Annotated in this window: 13 protein-coding genes; 3 read left to right on the top strand and 10 right to left on the bottom strand. The window is 65.9% G+C overall.

Annotated elements, in window-relative coordinates; translation table 11 throughout:
- Positions 1-220 precede the first annotated feature (220 nt).
- The 8 genes from BLW76_RS09425 to BLW76_RS09395 form a co-directional block, all read right to left on the bottom strand.
- Complete coding sequence (locus BLW76_RS09425) at positions 221-481, bottom strand: hypothetical protein (protein WP_143060566.1); 261 nt, start codon at positions 479-481, stop codon at positions 221-223.
- Between the two features lie 987 nt (positions 482-1,468).
- Positions 1,469-4,243, bottom strand: coding sequence for a pPIWI_RE module domain-containing protein (locus BLW76_RS09415; RefSeq protein WP_091305481.1), 2,775 nt, complete (start codon positions 4,241-4,243; stop codon positions 1,469-1,471).
- Positions 4,244-4,267: 24 nt separating this feature from the next.
- The gene (locus BLW76_RS09410) at positions 4,268-7,708 is read right to left on the bottom strand and encodes a pPIWI_RE_Z domain-containing protein (RefSeq protein ID WP_091305479.1); all 3,441 of its coding nucleotides are present in this window, start codon (positions 7,706-7,708) and stop codon (positions 4,268-4,270) included.
- Positions 7,701-8,813, bottom strand: a complete 1,113-nt coding sequence (locus BLW76_RS09405) for a pPIWI_RE_Y domain-containing protein (protein WP_167384564.1) — start codon at positions 8,811-8,813, stop codon at positions 7,701-7,703. Before BLW76_RS09405 ends, BLW76_RS09410 begins: the two co-directional genes overlap by 8 nt.
- 31 nt (positions 8,814-8,844) lie before the next feature.
- Entirely contained in the window at positions 8,845-10,338 is a 1,494-nt protein-coding gene (locus tag BLW76_RS09400; RefSeq protein ID WP_208613245.1) for a PD-(D/E)XK nuclease family protein, read from the bottom strand.
- A gap of 911 nt (positions 10,339-11,249) precedes the next feature.
- A complete protein-coding gene (locus tag BLW76_RS47620; RefSeq protein WP_143060565.1) occupies positions 11,250-11,453 on the bottom strand; it encodes a hypothetical protein in 204 nt (67 codons plus the stop codon).
- Positions 11,454-11,733: 280 nt separating this feature from the next.
- Positions 11,734-13,104, bottom strand: coding sequence for a restriction endonuclease subunit S domain-containing protein (locus tag BLW76_RS47615; protein WP_143060564.1), 1,371 nt, complete (start codon positions 13,102-13,104; stop codon positions 11,734-11,736).
- A complete protein-coding gene (locus tag BLW76_RS09395) occupies positions 13,101-15,131 on the bottom strand; it encodes a type I restriction-modification system subunit M (protein ID WP_091305474.1) in 2,031 nt (676 codons plus the stop codon). Before BLW76_RS09395 ends, BLW76_RS47615 begins: the two co-directional genes overlap by 4 nt.
- A gap of 310 nt (positions 15,132-15,441) precedes the next feature.
- On the opposite strand from BLW76_RS09395, the gene BLW76_RS50400 reads away from it, so the two are divergent.
- A complete protein-coding gene (locus tag BLW76_RS50400) occupies positions 15,442-15,570 on the top strand; it encodes a hypothetical protein (protein WP_279627668.1) in 129 nt (42 codons plus the stop codon).
- Positions 15,571-15,785: 215 nt separating this feature from the next.
- Here the strand turns inward: BLW76_RS50400 and BLW76_RS47610 are convergent, their stop codons facing one another.
- Positions 15,786-16,163 (bottom strand): hypothetical protein, encoded by a 378-nt coding sequence (locus BLW76_RS47610; RefSeq protein ID WP_143060563.1) that lies wholly within the window; start codon positions 16,161-16,163, stop codon positions 15,786-15,788.
- 76 nt (positions 16,164-16,239) lie between these two features.
- On the opposite strand from BLW76_RS47610, the gene BLW76_RS48370 reads away from it, so the two are divergent.
- Positions 16,240-16,377 carry a hypothetical protein gene (locus BLW76_RS48370; protein ID WP_167384529.1) on the top strand — a complete coding sequence of 46 codons (138 nt, stop codon included), beginning with the start codon at positions 16,240-16,242 and terminating at the stop codon, positions 16,375-16,377.
- A 283-nt stretch (positions 16,378-16,660) separates the two neighbouring features.
- Here BLW76_RS48370 and BLW76_RS09385 read toward each other — a convergent pair whose 3' ends face one another.
- Positions 16,661-18,139 (bottom strand): helix-turn-helix domain-containing protein, encoded by a 1,479-nt coding sequence (locus BLW76_RS09385; RefSeq protein WP_167384528.1) that lies wholly within the window; start codon positions 18,137-18,139, stop codon positions 16,661-16,663.
- 139 nt (positions 18,140-18,278) lie between these two features.
- Here BLW76_RS09385 and BLW76_RS09380 point away from each other — a divergent pair, with 139 nt between their 5' ends.
- Entirely contained in the window at positions 18,279-18,710 is a 432-nt protein-coding gene (locus BLW76_RS09380; protein WP_167384527.1) for a hypothetical protein, read from the top strand.
- Positions 18,711-18,798 lie beyond the last annotated feature (88 nt).

Below are 18,798 nucleotides of genomic sequence, written 5' to 3'. Positions count from 1 at the left end.
GTCCTCGACGAGGCGGTTGTCGGCGCCCCGGACGGCCGCCCAGGACAGCGGGCGACCAAGGGTGAACACCGCGGATAGCAACCGTCGATGATGTCGAGCGGCCGCAGATGCGGCGGGCGCAGACGGCGCGATGTCGCTTCCGCTCCGTGATGCATGCCGCCGCAATCACCGAGCCAGCGGTGTCCGCCGGCCGCCAGCACGACGCACCTCCGCAACGCCGTCACAGACGTCGGGCAGCGGCGACCACGGTGATCGGGCCAAGGTCAGCGATGTCGTACTCGTCGTCGTTGGCCAGGTCGCAGCCGACCAGGTCGACCCGTTCGTGTCGGGGAACGGCGTGGATCGCGATCGGCGAGCCAATGGTGTCGGTGTAGTGCGGGCACACCGCGGCTGTCAGCCGTGCGCACCTCAGCGAGCACACGGCGCCGCCGTACATCTCGACCAGAGTGTTGACCTGCCCGACCGGCGCCAGGACGTACACGACATCGGACCGTGGCGTCCCGCAGACCTGGCACCGGTCCTCGCACCGCATGCGGTGGGCGCGGTGGCTGTCGAATTTCCAGGGATCCCATCCTGCGACGCGCCTGCCTAGGGCATCCCTGGCGGCAAGCCACGGTTGTGGCCGAGTCGCTGGACGTTGCGGGAGCTGGGCTCCGGCGTGGTCAAGGTCGGCGATGCAGGGTACTCGCGGTCGTGGCCACTGCCTTGCACCTTCATCCGCAATGGAGCCTTCTATGCAGACGGAGGCCAACTTCTCGGTGTCCACCGTCACGATGCTTCCCCGTCCTTCGTCGCAGGTTCGTCCGTCGGCGACAACGCTCCAGACGCAGGTTAGCCCCCGGTCATCCCAGGGGTTTCCCGATGGTCATCGCGGAGCGCCGCATCCCGGTTCTCGCCTCGGCGGCGTCGGTCCTCGGTGACCTGGTGTCGGCGCCACCGAAGATTTCGGTGGACGTTGCAGTGGGGTGCCGAAGTTTCACAGCGCACATGCATGGACGCACAAGCCCAGTTCGAGTAATGCTTGAGACCTGTAGATCGGCCGGCCTGGGCTGGGTCGATCAGGCTGCGTCGTTGAAGATTCTCCGCCGGACCTCAAGGTAGCGACGCAGGTCCACGGCGGGAGCGTCCACCGAAGTCGAGGTCGACTCCGGTAACTCATCCAGATCGATCGAGGTCGCCTGGGCCAGCTGCCGTGTGTAGTCGATGACAAACTTGGATCAGGGTCTCGGACTGCTCCGTAGAGAAGTCGACCGTGATTTTGCCGTCTTCGGAGTACGCCTTGACGGCATCAAGATCGACGATGAGGCGACTGACCAAACAGAACAGCTCCGCCACCGCCTCGCCGCTGCAGGCCTGCTCGCCGGCGGCGTCTACGAACCCATCTCCTTGCACGACGAGCGATGAGCGCGCGGCGCATGCGACGTGCGCCAGGCGTGGCCCGACTTGGCCGACGCTCGGGGTGCGTAGCCTAACTGCCGGCTGCGGTCGCCTCGGCTTGATCGGGTTGGGTGTCGGGCGTGTCGTCGGGTTCGTCGTCGTGCGGCAGTCCGTACTGGGAGGTGAGTTCGGCGATGTGCTGGATCAGCGGAAGAGCGAGTGCGTCACGGTAGTCCTCGGCAGATCGCTGCTGGTGCAGGAACATGGCCCAATGTTCGGCTTCGGCAGCATCCGAGAAGCCGATCATGGTGATTTCCAAGAGTTCCGGGTTCCAGGCGTTCTTGTCCGGACGGATTTCTTCCTTCCCTTTCGGGTTGATTCGGTGAGTGAGTTTCGTTGCTTCCACGGAGAGCGTGTGGGTTCCGCTCTTGTCGCTCGTGCTGTAGAAGACGTGACTGTTCTTGTCGATGTTCGTGAGCTTCCACAGACCCTTGCTGATGCCGCCGGATTCGTCGTTCTTTGGCGCCCACCATTGAGGGGTTTCGTCGCGGTCGTTGGTGGCGATACGTGCGATGTGGAGGTTGGAGCCGAAGAGCCGGATGCGCTGGGCCGGGCCGTTGCCGAGCTTGATGCGGTCGGCGATGAGGCCGCTGTTGGTCAGCCAGGGCCACCGGTTGCGGGTGTTCTGGGCGTGGGTGACGACCAGGGTGGGGGTGCCTCGCATGGCGTAGATCGTGTTCTGGACGAAGGCGGCGACGGCCTTGGTCTGCTGGTCGGCTGTGGAGAGGTCTTGGGGCCGTACCTGGCCGGTGAGGGCGATGAGCAGCTGCGGGTAGGGGACCCACTCGGTCATCTCAGGTGTCCGGCCGAGGATGCACTTCTGCCCGGGGCGGATGAGGACCGCGACCGGGGTGAATTGTGGCCGATGTGTCTCGCCGGTGGCCTGGCGTTTGACGATCCAGAACGCGAGCTGGTTGAGGCCGTCAGGGATCTTGTCGCCGACGGTGTGTTCGGGGATGAGACGCATGCCGAGCTGGCGGAGTCCGTCTGCCCAGGCTGCCGCGACACGGAACTCCGCATCGTCATCGGGGTCGTTCGGGTTCCCGGGGGTGAAGAATTGGCTGACCATGCCGGCGTCGGCGCAGCCGAGCCGGACGGCGAATTTCGGGTCGGTTGTTCGTGGCTTGAACTTGTCGCGCCCGTCGAGCTCGACGAAGGTGATGACGGTTGCCTCGCCGAGTTCGGCGGCGAGGGTGCGGAGGTGGGCGGCGACGGCGGAGCGGCGGTGGCCGATCGCGTCGATGTGTTCCTGGCCTTTCCGGGGCGCTCGTTCGCTGGTGCCCAGTGGTGCTCCCAGCGCCCCGAGCTCGCGGGCGTGGATGCGCACGCGGAGGTCGGGGGCGTTCCAGCTCCACACGTCCGGTCCGGCTGCTTCGCGGTAGTCGGCGAGTCCGAGGCTGGCCTCTGCGGCCTGGATGAGCTGGTTCCGCATGTGGCTGGACTGGTACAGCAGGACGGCGGTGAGGTCCCGGTCGTCGAGGGCGAGTGCCGCGTACTCGCGGCGGCGCACGGAGTTGTCGAAGTCGATGAGTCGGTTCGTTGCGACGGCCTGTTCGATCTCGTCGTCCGTCGCGTTCTGCTTCGGAACAGGCACTTTCGGAGTGAGGAGCTTCGCCGGGTTCTGTTTGACCTTGCTGCGCACCAGTGCCGGTGCCGGGATGAGTTCGGGCTCGAGCGCGGCGGCGGCCCATTCGGTCAGCCGGCGTCGTTCGGCGGGCATGAGCCCAGCGCCGACACCGTGCCAGCCCATCATGGTGTGGTAGCTGGCGGCCCCTTGGATGCCGTCGCGTTCGTCGATCCAGGTGTCGGGTTCCTTGGCGAACACATCGGCGGCGGGGAGGTTGTCGATGGCGCCGACGCGAGCGAGCATGCCCTCCGGTCCCCCTTGGACCCACTCGATCTGGCGGGTGCGGGGGTTCCAGGCGAACTGGGCGACGGCGAACCGGCCGGGCTGCTGACCGTCTTCGATGAATGGTTCCTTCGTGAGCAGGTAGGCCGACACTCGTTGGGTGCCGGACATCGACACCTGGCCGGCGACCCATCGGCGGATCCGGGTGCTCAGGTAGATCCGCGGGTTCGGTGAGAACGGCACGGTGCGCAGCGAGACGCTGATCACCGCGGAGTACCGCCAGTCCCGGTGGCTGCCGTAGCGGTTGCGGGCGTCCTTGTCGGTGACCTTGGTGGTGTGCTTCAGCGGCGGCCAGGACATCAGTTCGGCGCCGTTCGCGCGGGCGTCGACGGCGACCCGGTGGAACTTCACGTGTTCGCCGCAGAATTCGTAGGCCGGCTGGGCGGCGATGCGGTCGGCCAGGATCTCCGGCAGGACCCGGTAGAGCCGTGAGGCCGGGACGCAGGTGCCGCCCGGCGAGAGTTCGTGCTCGAGCAGGTCCACGGTCTCCGACTGCCAGCACAAGGAGTCCACGTCGAGCATCCGCGCGGTCTCCCGGAACCGTTGGAAGCCCTCGGGGGTGGGTTGCAGGTTGCGCAGCCACGCATGTACCAGCCGGGCGAGGATGCGTGGTGGGTAGTCGGTCCGGCTGTAGAGCCAGGGCTGCGTGGCGTCGAAGGAGGCGTTGGCGTCGACGGTGACCAAGTCCGGCGCGACGGTGCGGATCAGCGCGTTGAGCGACTTGATCGGCACTTCTTTGATCTTGGCCTGTTTCGCGTCGGACTTGCCGAACTTGTACAGGTCGAGGACGGGGTCGCGCCACGCCGCGGGGAAGGCCAGGGTGTGCAGGTCGAGCTCGTAGGGCCCGTTGTCGGGGTCGGGGATGAGCGCGGCAGGTTGGATTTCGTTGAAGACCATGGGGTTCCCTGTTGTGGTCGCGGGTCAGTCGAGGTCGCCGAGCGCCCGGTAGAGCGGCTCGTAGAGGGCTTGCACGAGGGACCGGTCGAGTGGGGTGGTCGTCGGGTCGTCGGTGAAGTACGGGTGGAGGACGGCGCGCATGCTGGCCAGCAGGCTGGTGTCGGGGGTGTCGGCGGCGTGGAATCCGGCCTGGCGGGGCGCGAAGGCCGCGTCGACGCAGACCACCCGGGCGGGGACACCGCCGCGGACCAGGCGGCCGATCACCTGCCACATGACGACCAGTTGGTCCCAGGTGAAGCTGATCTTCTCGGTCGGGGTCAGGCTGCTCCATGCCACTTGGCGGGTGAGGAACCGGTTCCACTCCTGGCGTGCTCGCCTGCGGAACGCCAGCGCCGCCTGGTCGGGGGTGCCGGCGGCGCGGGCGTCGGTATGGAAGGTGCGGGCGGGGTTACGGATCTGCCGGACGGCCCAGTCGTTGATCGCGTGGATGGCCAGGGCGATGTCGTCCGGTCGAGGGTGTGGCCGGGCGAGGAAGTAGACGCTGCCGATGGCGGCCTTGCCGCCGGGCAGGACGATGTTGTGGCCGCGCTCGACCGCCAGCAGGGGCGCCACGAGGATTTCGCTGCCGAGGTCGGGAAACTTGGTCAGCTCGCCGCGGCGCAGCACCATCCAGCTGTTGTCGAGATCGGCGTCATCGGAGACGAGCTGCGTGACCCGGCCGCTCCATTCCGGGATGCTGTCCAGATGCCGCGCAGCGTGCTTCGCTTCGGCGTAGCTGCCGACGAGCAGCAGGATCCGGCGCCGGTCCGAGTCGTCGATGTCGGCCAGTTCCGCGTCGAGCATGCTCGGGGCGTCGCCGAGGCTGCGGTCCGGGATCGCCAGCTGATTGAGCATCTGCTCGAGGACCTTCTCGCGATCGTCCGGGCCGCTTCCGGACAGCCGCAGGGGCCTCGGCGGCGTGGTGCCGGGCCAGTACAGGAACTGGGTCCGCATCGTGGTGTCGAGGATCGCGGTGACTTCGTCGTCGTGCGGTCGCAGGACGGCGTCGACCGGGGCGTGGACGTGGTAGCGGGTGGAGGTGCCTGCCCAGCTGGTCGCTGACATGAGCAGGACGTTCGGGCCGGGCCTGTCGTCGACGATGGGCAGGTCGGGCAGGCCGAGCAGCAGCTCGCGGCCGACGCCGCTGCAGCGGAAGAACCGCAGCTCGCCGCTCTGGTCGCCGTCGGCGGTGCGTTCACCGAGCTGGAACTGGAACCCCAGGACGTTGCCCATGGGCGATTCCGGTATGACCGGCTCGTAGTCCTTGGGCGGGCGCCGGGAGAGCACGTTGGACGTGGCTTCCAGGTTGAGCGCGGCCTCCACCCGGGGCCACAGGATCGTCATCCGGTCCAGCCGATGGTGCAGGGCCGCGAGGATGAGGGTGAGTTCGAAGCGCTTGGCGTGGGTTTCCAGGTCGTCGGCGATGGCGGGGTCGTGCTCGACGAGCTCGAGCACGACCTCTCGCAGCCGCTGGCGGATCAAGGAGTCGCGGTGTGCGTGCAGCAGCTGCAAGGTCAGGTGCACCAGGGTGTTCGCTGCAGGCGTGACTCGATCGGCCTGATCACGCGGCGCAGTTTCCTCGAGCGGGTCGTCGCGGAACTGGTCGAGGACGGCCTCGACATGATCCATCCGGGCCTGCCGCTGGTCGCGGTCCGGTGCCACGGGGCCTGCCGCAGCGAGATCGTCGGCGTGCCCGATGAGGTCGGGAAACCACGATCGGATCAGCCACTGGTGCAGCGTCATCGCGTTGAAGTAGTCCGCGGTGATCCAGCTGCGCAGCGGTGGGGTGCCGATGAGCAGGGAGTAGAGCCGGTCGGTGGCCGCCGAGACGGTGTCGATGGCGCCGGTCCAGTCGTCCACGTCCTGGGCCGACAGCTGCAGTCGTCCGCGGCGAGCCAGCTCGGCCACCTTGTGGCCGGCGACCTCGTCCAGCCACGAGTTCGGCGACCGTCCCGCCAGCGTGGTGGCCGGGGCGAAGGCGCGGTCGAGCTGCATCTGGACCCGGTCAGCTTCATCCACGATGACGAGATCGCTCAGCCGGCACGCTGCCTCCAGGTGGCGGAGACGCTCGGCTTGCAGAGTCGGCGGAAGGCCGCTGTGGACGAGGCTCGCCGGGGTGGCGACCCAAATCTGGGCATCGACCAGGCGGCGGGCGCCGTGGTGGCGGGGACACACCGTCCACAGCGGGCAGCCGTGCCGCTTCCGGCGCCCGGTTCCGGTCGAACGGGCAGTGTCGTTGCCGGCGGTGGCGAGGAAGTCGTCCGCGTCGGGATCGGGGCGCTGGACGGGGTAGAGCGCGGTGCAGGGTGCTTCGGCGATCCGCAGAGGCTGGCGCGCTTCCACTCCGCGCAGCGCGTCCAGCGGGCAGGCGCTGCTGAGGTAGTCGAAGCTGGGGTGGTCGTGGCCGAGCATGGTGTCGGCTCCGGCTGAGGCCATCCGGCGGTGCAACCGTTCGAGGTTGCGCTCGCGCGTGGAGTGGCCCAGGACCGGGGCTGCGTCGACTCCGAGGCGGGTGAACTGGTCGACGATCGCGAGGGTTTCGGCGACGTCACCGACGACGATCGTGATGCGCCGTCCGGTCTCGGTGGCAGCCCAGAAGGCCAGGATGTCGCGCAGCGTCGATTTGCCGGCGCCCACCATGCCGACCAGGTTCATCAGCCGATCGACCCGCAGGCGCCCATCCTCGGGCTCGGCGAACTTACCGCGAGCGTCGTCGCGGATCAGCAGCTGCACACGGCGCAGGCGACGCGCCCACTCGTTGGGCTTGCCGGGCAGGTTCTGCTCGATCGCGTCCATCTTGGCCGCAGCGTCTTCCAGCTCTTCCCACGTGACCTCCACCGGCGCGCCGCCGCACGGAGGCATCCCATCGAGGTCGTGCCCGATCGGTGCCGGGATGTCCGCGAGCAGCTCTGCCGGGAAGGTGACCGAGTAGCGCCGGTCACGCACATAAAACTCGTACTCGCCCGGCCCCGCGAGCGGCAGCGGCTGGCGAGCGAAGGCCGGCGGGGTGGTCAGCAGCGCTTCGTACACCTCGAACCGGTCCGCCGCGCGGCTGGGCTCGCGCTGCTCCGGTGTGCTGTCGACGCCGGTGAGGCGGTAGCCGCGGAGTTCCTCGGGCACGCGCAGGTAGGCCTCGACCGCGCGGATCCATTCCCGGCGGCGGCGCATGTCCCACAGGTAGTGCCGGCCGTGCATCACCCGAAGGTGTGTATCGGCGGCCTGGGCGCCGAACACCTCGCTGTAGGGGTAACCGCCGAACAGTGTCCAGGCATCCTGCGCGGTGTGTCCCGGCGTCGCCGAGCAGAGCAGGTAGAGCCCGAGCTCCACGTCGAGCATCTGCCCCGGCCGGAAATCCGCGAGGGTCTCCGGCCAGACCGGGGTGAGCTGGCCCAGCAGACGGGCGTTCCATCCACTCCGTTCACGCATCGGCTGCCCCCTCAATCGTCGCGGTGACTGCGCTGCGGCCGGCGCGGCGAAGTTCTCGATCCACCCGGGCCAGGAGCTCGCGGTCGGAGATCAGGCCGACCTTGCCGGTCAGCTCGTCGGGACGGTGGTGGGCGAACACCCGGCCGTAGTCCTCGCGCTCGTCGAATCGGTACTGCGGCGCGACCAGGAAACCCTCGTCGTAGGGCGGGTCGTGCCGCAGCGGCGCAGCGCCGCGGCCGAGCAGCGCGGGATTGGCCCGGTCCTTCACGTCGATCGCCCACACGCGCCCGCGTGGCAGGGTGATGCGCAGGTCGTAGGCGTCGAAGTTGGGCCACATCTGCGGGCGGAGCCCGCGCTTAAGCAGCTCGGCTTCGAGATCGGTCTCCGCCAGGCCGGGGCCGGTGATGAACATCCGCATCGGCCGGTTGAGCTGGTACAGGCCACCGCCCCGGCGCGCCTCGACCAGCTGGCCGACCCGGGGATGCTGGTCGCGCCGGCATCGGTCCAGTTCGCAGACGTAGCGGTCCCGGCCGATCGGCGCCAGCAGACACCCGCACCGCGCGCACAGCGCGTACGCACCGTCGCGCAGGTACGACGCCGGTGCGAGCTCGTAGCAGCGCTTGATCGTGTCGTGCAGCAGCTCCAGGTCCAGGTCGTCGTCGGCGATCGCGGCGCGTTCGGCACCGGTCAGCACCGGCTGCCGGATCAGCAGCCGACGGAACGCGGTGTAGGACTCGGGGGCGTTCGCGGCCCGGCACTCGGCAATCGCCGTCAGCATCAGCTGGTTCTCGACCTGTTCGGCGGCGACGTCGCGTGCCGCGACCCGCCACTCCCAGCACTGCTGGGTCGGGGTGTGCGTCTGGTCGTCGACCAGCACGGCCCCGCCGCCGTCGAAGTCCTCCGGCAACGTCCAGGGCCACGGGTCCTCACCGATCGGGTGCTGTGCCGCCCACCTGACCATTTCTGGCACGCTCGCCGGCGGTGTCTGTCCTTTCCGCAGGCACAGCAACACGAGCTGGTTGTAGGTGTTCTGCACCGTGGCGTCGTAGACGGGCTCCTGCGGACCCTGTTGCTGCGAGAGCCGCACGATGGCGCTGGCCACCATCTTCACCAGGGGCTCGCCCTCGAAAACGGATTCAGCTCTCGGCTGCTGTTGCTGACGCGGCACCACTGGGGTGGTCCTTCCCGTTCCCGTCCGGGCCGGGGTAGCTCGGACACCACAGTGATACCGGACACCACCGACAGTTTCGGCCCGCTCGTGCCTCGAACGAGTGGTCCGCACGCCACGCGGCGGCCCATTCGCGCAGCACCGCGCGTGCCGTCTCGACCCGCTCGTCGTCGGTGGGGTCGATCAGCACGATCTCCGCGCCCGTCGGACGCAAGATCTCCAACTCGACCCGGCCCGCGCCGCCGGGACCGAGCCCACCGGCAGCCAGCACCGCCACGCCGAGCGCGAGCTGAGGGAATTTCCGCAACGGGTCGCCGAACGACTCCGGCGCCTTCTGAGTTGTCTTGAGCTCGCGCCAGACCCACTGCCCGGCCTCCCGGTACACCAGATCAGGCCTCGCCAGCACGATCGCACGCGCCGTCGTGTCCGCAAAGGTCAACCGCGGCTCGACCTGGACTGAATCGATCTCCGGAGCCTCGCGAAACGGGCACACCTCGACGTGGTGAGCCAGCATGCGGATACCGGCGTCCGCCAGGTCGCCAGCCGCGACGTACCACTTTCCGGCGAACCAACTCGAGCCGAGCGCCGGCAGATCATCCCGGCCGCACGGGACCAGCTGAGCCTCGTGCGCCGCCTCCAGCCACGCATGCACCGCCTGCCCCAGCTCCGCCTCGGCGCTGTACTCGTACGCGCGCGGCAGGTGAACCGAACGCAGGTACGCCTGCGCCGGACACTTACGGTAGTACCGAAGCCCACTGATCGACACCGTCCGCAACGGCCCCTGCGACGCCTCAAGACCCAGTAGCCCCGGAGTCCGGACCGGTCCATCGCACACCGTGACTCGCTTGCAACTGGCGCACCCCGAGCCCGGGACCGCGTCACTGCCCGCCACGATCGTGCTGACCTGGCGCCGACCGTGCTCGGCGAAATACTCCTCGACCTCGTCCGCTGTGCCATCGAAGCACTGCACCGTCGAGCCATCGAGCAACCCGACGTCCACCACCCGCACACGCTCTGCGCCCGCGCGGCCGCTCGGGCTGAAGGGTTGCGACCACGGATCCGGCCAGGCCGCCGGCGCGCCGAAGGCCGCAGCGTAGGCCGCGAGCGCGATCTCAGCCGGGTCCCGATCACGAGAATCCACAGCGCCGAGCCGCAGGAATCGGAACTCCCGTAGCCGGCCGTCCGTCGACTCGTACCGACGTCCCCACCCGTACAGCTCCCACACCACCGAGGTCGTGATCCGCTGGGCGACCCAGAACTCGCGTACTGGCCTCATGGTGTCGTCACGTTGCTGATGCGACGCGAGATACATACGGGTCGCATGTTCGGCAAACCGGCTGACCCCAGGATGGGTCGGCTTGCCCCGGCGCTGAACCTCCGCCAGAGCCTCGTCGGCCGACGACTTGTCGAACTCGACCTTGTCCAGGGCGGCCATCACCGGGCGAAGAACGAAATCGTCCAAGTGCTCGTAGGGGAAGCGGCTTACCGAGGCTGCTCTCGGTCGCGACTTCCATCCCAACGACGACGGACACGTCCACTCACCCCCACGGCCTGCCCCAGCTGCCACGCGAACAAGATCGAGCACCGGCAGCGGCTCGTTCTGCGGCGGGGCCTCCTCGGCACTCATTCACGACCCCGCGCGGCACGCCAAAAGAACGGGTGGTGATGGACTATCCGCACGACGTGACATCATATTGAGGCGATCACCACTCGTGAGTCACAACGCCACGGATCACTCAATTGGCCCAGGCTGGAACGCACACCTCAGGCATCGCCAGCTGTCGATGACGGGATGTCGTCGCCAATGGTGGCCAGTTCCGCTCGGTTGTGGCGACGTCGGCGCCAGCCCGACCAGACCCAGGTGCGGACGCGATCGGACAGCCATGTCAGTGTGCCAAGAGACGGCTGATTTCGGCGAGGGTGAGTGAAATGAAGCCACGGCCAGAGCTTTTGGGTCAACGCTACGTCGACGGCGGGGTACGTGTGGACAAGCGAGGCGAGGGTGATGTCCTGGTATCAGGAGTCGTAGTGGCGCACTTGGAAGTGGCCGAGGCCGACCTCGTATTTTTGGCGCGCTCTGGAAGCATTCCTCGATGGCACCAGCAGGCTCCGGCGACGCGCACGATCTCGGCGTCGGTGGCGGCTTCGGGGCGCAGCAGGGGTAGAAGGCGAGTTCGGGTTCCTTTCCCGCGGTGGTGATCTGGCGCCGGATGAGCGGCCACCATGTCCACTCGGGCGGGGTGTGTTCGCCAGCGGGCAACGCCGCCACTGCCCAATCGTCAGCCGTCGCCCTTTCGCGCCGTCGCCGGCTGAGCGCCGTTTCCAGGCTTGGTCCCGGGGCACGCTCGGTGACGTGGTCGGCACCGGTCTTGATCAGCCCCGCACCGCCCGGATCACGTGCCCGATGTCGCCGACCTGATAGCTTAACCAGGCACTTTCGACCAGCGCGACACCCGAGGCCGGTTTGATCCGCCCAGGACGCCCGCTGACGCAAACAACGTCTGGGGACACGCGACGGGAAGCCATCAACGCGTCACGGACGGCGGGAACGTCGTCGTTGCGTTCTTTGTCTTCCATGAGGGCAGCTCACCGAGCAGATCCCCGGGCGTCACGAAGCGCCTTAACTCCCGCCATGACGTCCAGCCTACGGATATCGTGCTCACCACGCTGGATCTTGCTCAGCGAGTCCTCAGACCGACCCACGAGGTCAGCTAAGACGGGTTACGAGGTCTCGCGCCGACGCCGACAGAAAGCCCACGCGCGTCTCCGATGCTGAGTAACTCCCGTTACTCCGTGCGCGTGACGTCAGGTTAGCAGTACCCCCTATTCCAGGCCAGCAGCACGAAACGACGACACTTCAGCGTGTAAATTCTTCAAGGCTCTGTTCGAGCCGGGCGACTGCCTGGCCTATCAACTCGGTGCTGCGGGCGAAGTCCTCCCACGCCGACTCTGCCTTTTTCGCGAGCGGATCTTCTATGTCGGGGACAATCACTTGCTCAACATCCCAAGGGTTCATGTGGTCGACAACGCTACCGAATGAGAGTGCCTTAATTTGCGCTTGAACCTGAGGTGTTGCAACCGCAAGCCATACTGCACCCGGGCGAACACCTCGTCGCGGCACGAGCCGCATTACGTCATTGCTCGCGAGCCATCCATCACGATCACTGGTGACGAGAGCGGGCCATGCCTGGCGCCCCTCAGCGCGACCTACTGCACCGAAGACAGTACAGCCCGCATGAATCTCATAGTCCTCAGGATTGCGAAATGATCTGTCAGATACGTATCGAAGATTAATTGGCTCCGGTTGCAAAAGTTGACGCCCACTGACGATTGGTCGACCATGACCTTCTTCGACATAATACCGCTTATATCGGATCGGAAGTATCGCCTTCGCCATAGCGCCCAAAGCGACACCGTTGGATGCGTGCAATTGCCGTCGACCATGAGCCACTACCGGGTGATGATGCCCTGAATCCAAGCGCTCCCCAAGGTCCCGGGCCTGCATGGACCACCACGTCCAACGCTGACTTTCAGAGTGAGGATACTGATCCATGAGCCTGCGCAGGAGCTCATTTAGCAGACTGCGGCCACGCTCCCGGCATTCAATGGCCTTGCCAACCAAGCCGCTGACAGTATGCACCACTTCTTTGGGAAATACCGGCACAGGAACAGCTTCCACATCGGGAACTGTGAGATGGTCGATTACCGATCCGCTTCGCCCTCGACGTATAAGCGCTTGCCCTAGCGATGTTTTCAGGTAAGCAAGCAGGAGCAAACGCTCATTTTTGTCATCGACCTTGATTCGAATCATGTCGTCGGACAGTGCGAATTTCGCCAGTTCGTTGTCAGCAATGGTACAAGGGCCGAGATTTCGACCAGATCGCGTTTGCAGGATGTCGCCAGCCGTAATCTGGAATGTATCGACGTTGGCGTTTCGTGGGACGGAAACGTGATCCGCGGCGGTGGGCAAATAGTCAAACACATCGTAGGGCCGCAGGTAGGGGAGCGAGGATTCCTGAGGTGCCGCGCGCGCAAGCGCTGTCCGTGGTGGCATCGACGCAGATCCAATGGCCCCGATCTGCCTGATCGCCATCCCCGATGCCTCTAGTAATGCAATACGCTCAGTCGCAAGGATCGAATCAGTCGAATAAAAGGCGGCATCGAGGCGATCGTACGCTCGGATCGAACGCGAGCGTATTGATACCCCGAATTCCTTCATCCCTTTCACGACTGCTCTCCCAGCCAGTGAAGGTATTCCCGAGCGACATCGGGAAGTTCGTCGTCGATCAATCGCTCTTCCGTCTCGACCTGACGCAGAACCTCATTTCCCGACTCTGGGTCAATCTCGGCTATCGTATCAATGCGCTTCACGACGACGTCTTCGCCGGTCTCAGTGCGGCGAAATGTGACGTTTCCCCGCTTGTCGTGTCCGATCGATCGAGTAACGGCCATAAAGATTGGATAGTCAAGGGCGCCGTTTTCGGCCTGTTGGCGTTCGTCGTCGGACAATCGGCGAAGCAGAACCATGCTGGTTTGCGTGTCATTCTTGGGCTGAAAGAGTTCTCGTGACATGTCGACGACAGCAAGCACTTGTGTGTTCGTCATGATCCAGTGGCGTACGTAGCCAAGTGCGGGGTTATTCAAGATTCCATTAGGAATGACCATTGCCATCCGTCCGGTCCCCGGACGGAGTAGTTGAACACATCGCTCGATGAAGAGGATCTCCGGCGGCTGCGACTTCTGCAAAACCGCTTGCCCGCTAGAGTCTTTTCGGAGTTTCCATCCACCAGCTTCGTCACGGTCCCACATGGCCGCCAAATCGTACTGCCGCAATACCTCTTCGTCATCAATGAGAATATTTGCACCAAACGGCGGATTACTGACCACAACGTCGAATGATCCCAAGCGAATTGCGTCGGTTGCCTTTGGGTCCCATAAGTGTGGATTGGCAAGACTGTTTGCCTGAAAAAGGCCGCCGGAACCGTCATTATTCATGACCATATTCATCTTCGCCGCACGGACTAGACCTGGGTTTAGATCCGCGCCGTGGACGCACCGTGACAGGTACTCGTTTCGCCTAGTCCACAGTTGCTGACGCTCGGCGTCTGTACCATTGGCCGGGTCCACCCATTCCGCGCGCTCTTCCGCTTCAATATGGTCAAGGGCAGCATTCATGGCCGTAATAAGAAAGCCACCCGTACCGCAAGCCGGATCAATGAGTCGCTCATCGGGCTGAGGGTTCAGCATGGTTACTGCCATGCGGCAAGCATTCCGAGGGGTAAAGAACTCACCGCGGTCGCCCCGAAGATTGCTGCCAACGACCTCTTCGTAGGCAACGCCCTTAACGTCCACAGGCGAAGCAAGTAGAGAGAACCCCTGCAATTGAGTTGCGACAAATGCAACGACGGCAGGCTTGAGATCGATCTCTCGATCTGAGCCGGGGAAGATAGCAGGATACTTATTTACGACTTTGTCGATAAAGACCTTTTGAATACGCTTTTTGGCCGCGATGGCGGCGGTAGCCGAATTACGCTCCGCCGCCGTGGCGTAAAAATCCAGCACCTTCGAGCGTTCATCTTCAATCTTGCAAAAGATGAGCTTGAGCAACTCCCAGAAGGCGTCTGATTTTTGTTTTCCTTCAGTTCCAGCAATATAGTTGTGACACCGCCGAAAAGCGAACAATAGATTGTCGGCCGTCGCCGGCTTTAGATCTTTCCTCTTCGGCCTCTGAGCGTCGGCCTCTGTTTGGCCTGCGGCGGGGATTTCGATGATCTCTTCGATTTTGAACCCGCGTGCGGATTGCCTCTTGGCATAGAAGAGCTGCTCGTCGCCATTGGTCCACATACCATACTGCACGTTCAAGCAAGCGGCCATGTACGACTTGAGCTGTTCGACTCCCTCGGTCTTGTTGCTCGCACTAGTGCCACGCTTCTTTGTCTCTACCAGCAACCACGCATTTTCCTGAGCGTGCTCAAGTCCAGGCGCGAACACAACTATGTCGACCCTGCGGCGCGACGAACCGACCTTGATGGGAAACTCCGGGGCGCAGTCTCTCGGCGTGTAGCGATAACCGCGTATCAAGGCCTTCTCGACGTTCTGTCGCACGTACTCCTCGGGTGTGTCCTTGAATAGCCGCCCGGTCAAAAAGTCGCTGACCTTGCCATCCGGCACTGAGGTCGTACCGATCGTGACTGGGGCTGCAAACGACTGTGGCGTGCTCAGTGTCTTCACCTTCGAGTTGACTTGACGATACATGGCTCCACGATCAAGATAGTACTTTGAAGCTCAGTCGCCTATCCGACCCGCCGTGCGCAAGCCGTCCTTGTTGCCAGGCATCTGCTATCTTGTCGATCCGCGCGAAGAGCGCCGAAGCCACTGACGCCCGTTCTGCCGCCTGCCACGAGCATGGGACCACCGTTTCCGCGAGCTAGGGACCAGCTCGGACCGGCGGTCGCGGGCCGCGTGTTGATGGTGAGCCAGACGGTGCCAACGGTCAACTACGGGGTGTCCTCGTGCTGGTCGACAAGGGTGACGGTGGTGGGCTTCCGATAGACTCTCGCCTTCGATGACGAGCTCGAAGGCGGCGGACTGGAACCGGTCGATCGCGGACTGCGCGAGCAGGGGGTCGGCCATCATCGCGAGGATCTCCGGCGGCGCCCGCTTGGAGGTGATGATGGTGGCGGCCTCCCGGTGACGTTCCAGAACCAGCAGGTTGGCTGCTTGCCGAATCTCAGCGCGGCAACGGCAAACCGGCCAGGGCACCGGGTTCACCTGGGCGATCAACTAGTGAATCAAAGCCGACTCCGGAATCTGCGGTGCCTACCGCTGGAGTCACGGCAGCCGATCCATCGCCTGCATCACCACCAAGGCCTGACCCAGGCACCACCGCGCGTGACACGTCACAGTGACCTAGCTCGCGGACATGCTCGGCCCCGACATTGCATCACCGTCGGGGCCGACGCGCGACAGGCCGAACTCCACTACGAGCATGTCCAGCTCGAACTCCGCGTCGTCGGCCGTGAAACCGCCGTTCGGCTCAGACAACGGGCGTGAGCGGCGAGCGGAATCGACAAGGCTACCTTCGCCGGCACGAAGTTGACGGCCCGGGCGTCCGCCAACGCCACCGACAGAGCGGGGCTTTACCTGCTGCTGCACAACGTGGTGGTGCGCTGACTGACCTTCCACCTGCTCAGTGGGATTGGCGCCCTCGGTGCCGAGCTGGTGACGACCGGTGCGGTCACGGTCAGGCTGTGGTGGCTGATCGTCGCCGTCGCGCTCGGCGTCCACGTCGCATCCGTCACTACCTGGCGCGACGATGAGGAAGTTCTTTGGGTCGTGGGTGGGCTAGACCGTATGAGCGCACGTGCATCAGCTGGGCGGCGTCTGCCCGGGCTGCGGTTACCCGGCCCTGATCGTCCGGCCACGCCACAGCACATTCCACTGCCTCGGCTGCGGCGCCGGCGGCGGCCCCGCCGTCTTCCTCGCCGACCTGCCAGGCTGAGCCACACTGGAGCGGCCGCGCCATGCACTGCAGAGCGGCCGGAGCTCGCCCCGCGCTTAGCCTGCCCTGCAGCGAGCCCGGCACCGCCTCCGTGCCTGGCCTCGGGGAAGGTGCCGGAGGCGAGCACGATGGTCGCTATGGGCACGCGAGCAGTGACAAGATCTACGTCCTCGACCTGTGCGACGATCCTGGGCGAGCCGGGCCGCGGCCAAACCCGCTTCCAGTGGCTGCTCGGCGACCTGGGGAAGAACGGCCGGGCCCGCACACGGCCTCGTGTCCTCCGTCATTTTCGGTCGGGAGATCGTGGCCGTGTTAGCTCGATAGCCCGGACGCTTTCGCGGACGAGTTCGGCGGCGGCGCGCAGGTTGACCGGGCGCCAGCCCACGTTGATGTCGAGGGCGGTGGGCACTGCACCCATACCAGCGCCGAGGCGCCATCCTCGGGGCAGGGTGACGACCAGCCGAGGGTTGAGTTCGAGCGGTTTCCGGCGGCCCGGGCGATGCGGAGGCGGCGGAGCCGGTCGTGCCGGGTCAGGCCCGAGAACGGCTTTGCGGGTGGTGACAACGTCGAGCGAGCGGACGCGGACTCGCCGCCGCCATGGTCCCCAGATCAGCTCCATCACGCAGGTGTCGTCCGGTCGGGGACCGTGTACCTGTAGCCACACGTGTCCCTGCCAGTACCAGGGGAAGTCCGGTGAGAATGCGCCGGTCGGGGTGCGGGTGGCGGTGTCGAAGTCCTCTACGCGGTCGATGCCGAGCCGACCGTCGGTCTGGTAGATCATGTCCAGCCGCGCCAGCGCATGTGCGGCGGCGGGAATCCGGCCGGTGGTTTCGAGCGTCTCCAGCATCTTGGGTGTGACCGGGCTGCGCGGGTTGCGATTGGTGGCCTCCTGCGCGGCCTCGGCGCGGGTGAAGCCGCGGGCCTGGCGGATGGCGCGGATCTGCTCGGGGGTCATCATCAACTGGCTGACCAGTTGCCCGGCGGTGTCGGTGACGCTTGTTCCGGGGCGGCGGGTGGTCGCGATCGTTTCGGCTTCGAGGGCCCGGGCGGTCGGGACGGTAGGCCTGAGGACCCCGAAGTGCGCGGAGACGCGGCTCCAGGCGAGGTTGAACCAGCTCGCGGCGTGGCGGATGTTGGCGAGCATGGTGCGCGATTCGGCGCTCTCGTCGTCCTTCAATGGCCGGAACATGGGGCTGTTGCCGCCGATGACGTCGCGTGCCGCGATCATGGTGATGCCCAGCTTGGTCGCGACTTGCTCCGGGATGACGCCGCGGCCGAAGTCGGTCCACCCTTCGCCGTCGAAGATCACTTTCAATGGCGGGTTGGGCAGGCTGGTGGGCGAGTGCACGATGAGACCGCCGCTGTCTGCGGGAATGGTGAAGCTTTCATTGAACGGACCGAATTCCAGCACGACCTGGTGATCGCCGCTGCCGGGGTGGCTGCGCATCCAGGCCCAGACGGGGCCAGAGGGGATCGGGAAGTTGTGGAACCAGGCCCCTTGCGGAGGCAGGGCCGTCACCGACGCCGCGGTCCGCCACATCCCCTCCATCGCGGTGGCCTCGTCCGCAGGTAGCTGCAGGGCCTTGCCGATCGCGGTCACGGCGTACGGATGTTCTGGCGTCCGTTTGCCGGTCTCCCACTGTGACAGCGCTGGGGGCTGGACGCCGATGCGCCGGGCGACCTCGGCGCCAGATACATCTCGGTAGGCACGCCAGGCCTGCAGCACTTGGCCGGGTGTGACGCGGGACGAGGGTTCGGTCATCGAGGCAGCATCGCCTCCGGCACTGTCGGGTACAAGGCGGATCGTTAACGCAAATTCCCCACCGAGAGCGCGGTCGGTGCCACTGACCCGACCATGAGGGTCCACAGGCCTTCCGGGCCTCGACGGTGAGGTGAACATGATGACGAACGTCAGCGCCACCAGCCCGACACTGACGCCGCAGCGGGTGAGCAGGTGGGGCCGGACCATCCTCGCGCCGCTGGTCGGTGCCCTGCTCCTCGCGGGGGTGCTCGCCGGTCCGGCCTCGGCCAACACCCCGTCGGACTGGTCGAAGAACGTCTCTGGGGTGGAGATCGGCTGGACCCACGACCACGCTTGGGCGATCGCCAGCTACGGAACCGTCCTGCGCCTCGGCGCCGGCGTCGTGGCGGGTGCGCTCTGCAGCGCGGCGTCCGGGGAGCCCGGCTTCCCCAACCCCGTCGCGATGGCGTGCAGCCGGGCCGTCAGGCAGGTCATCGGCCAGCTCGTCGCCGGCCACCCGGCACTGACCAACCACGGCATCTGGGTAGCGCGCTACATCTGGCGCAGCGTCACGACCAGCGGTACCTGGTAACCGGGCGGCATCACCAACGTCGGCAGCACGTTTGTCCGACGCCCCTCGCTGGCGACACAGCCATCGTCGAATACAGCCGAGTCACGCA

The organism is Amycolatopsis tolypomycina (genome assembly GCF_900105945.1).
In the GTDB taxonomy this organism is placed as follows: domain Bacteria; phylum Actinomycetota; class Actinomycetes; order Mycobacteriales; family Pseudonocardiaceae; genus Amycolatopsis; species Amycolatopsis tolypomycina.
Note: the sequence above shows the minus strand (reverse complement) of the source record. Positions and strands in the feature narration are given on the sequence as shown.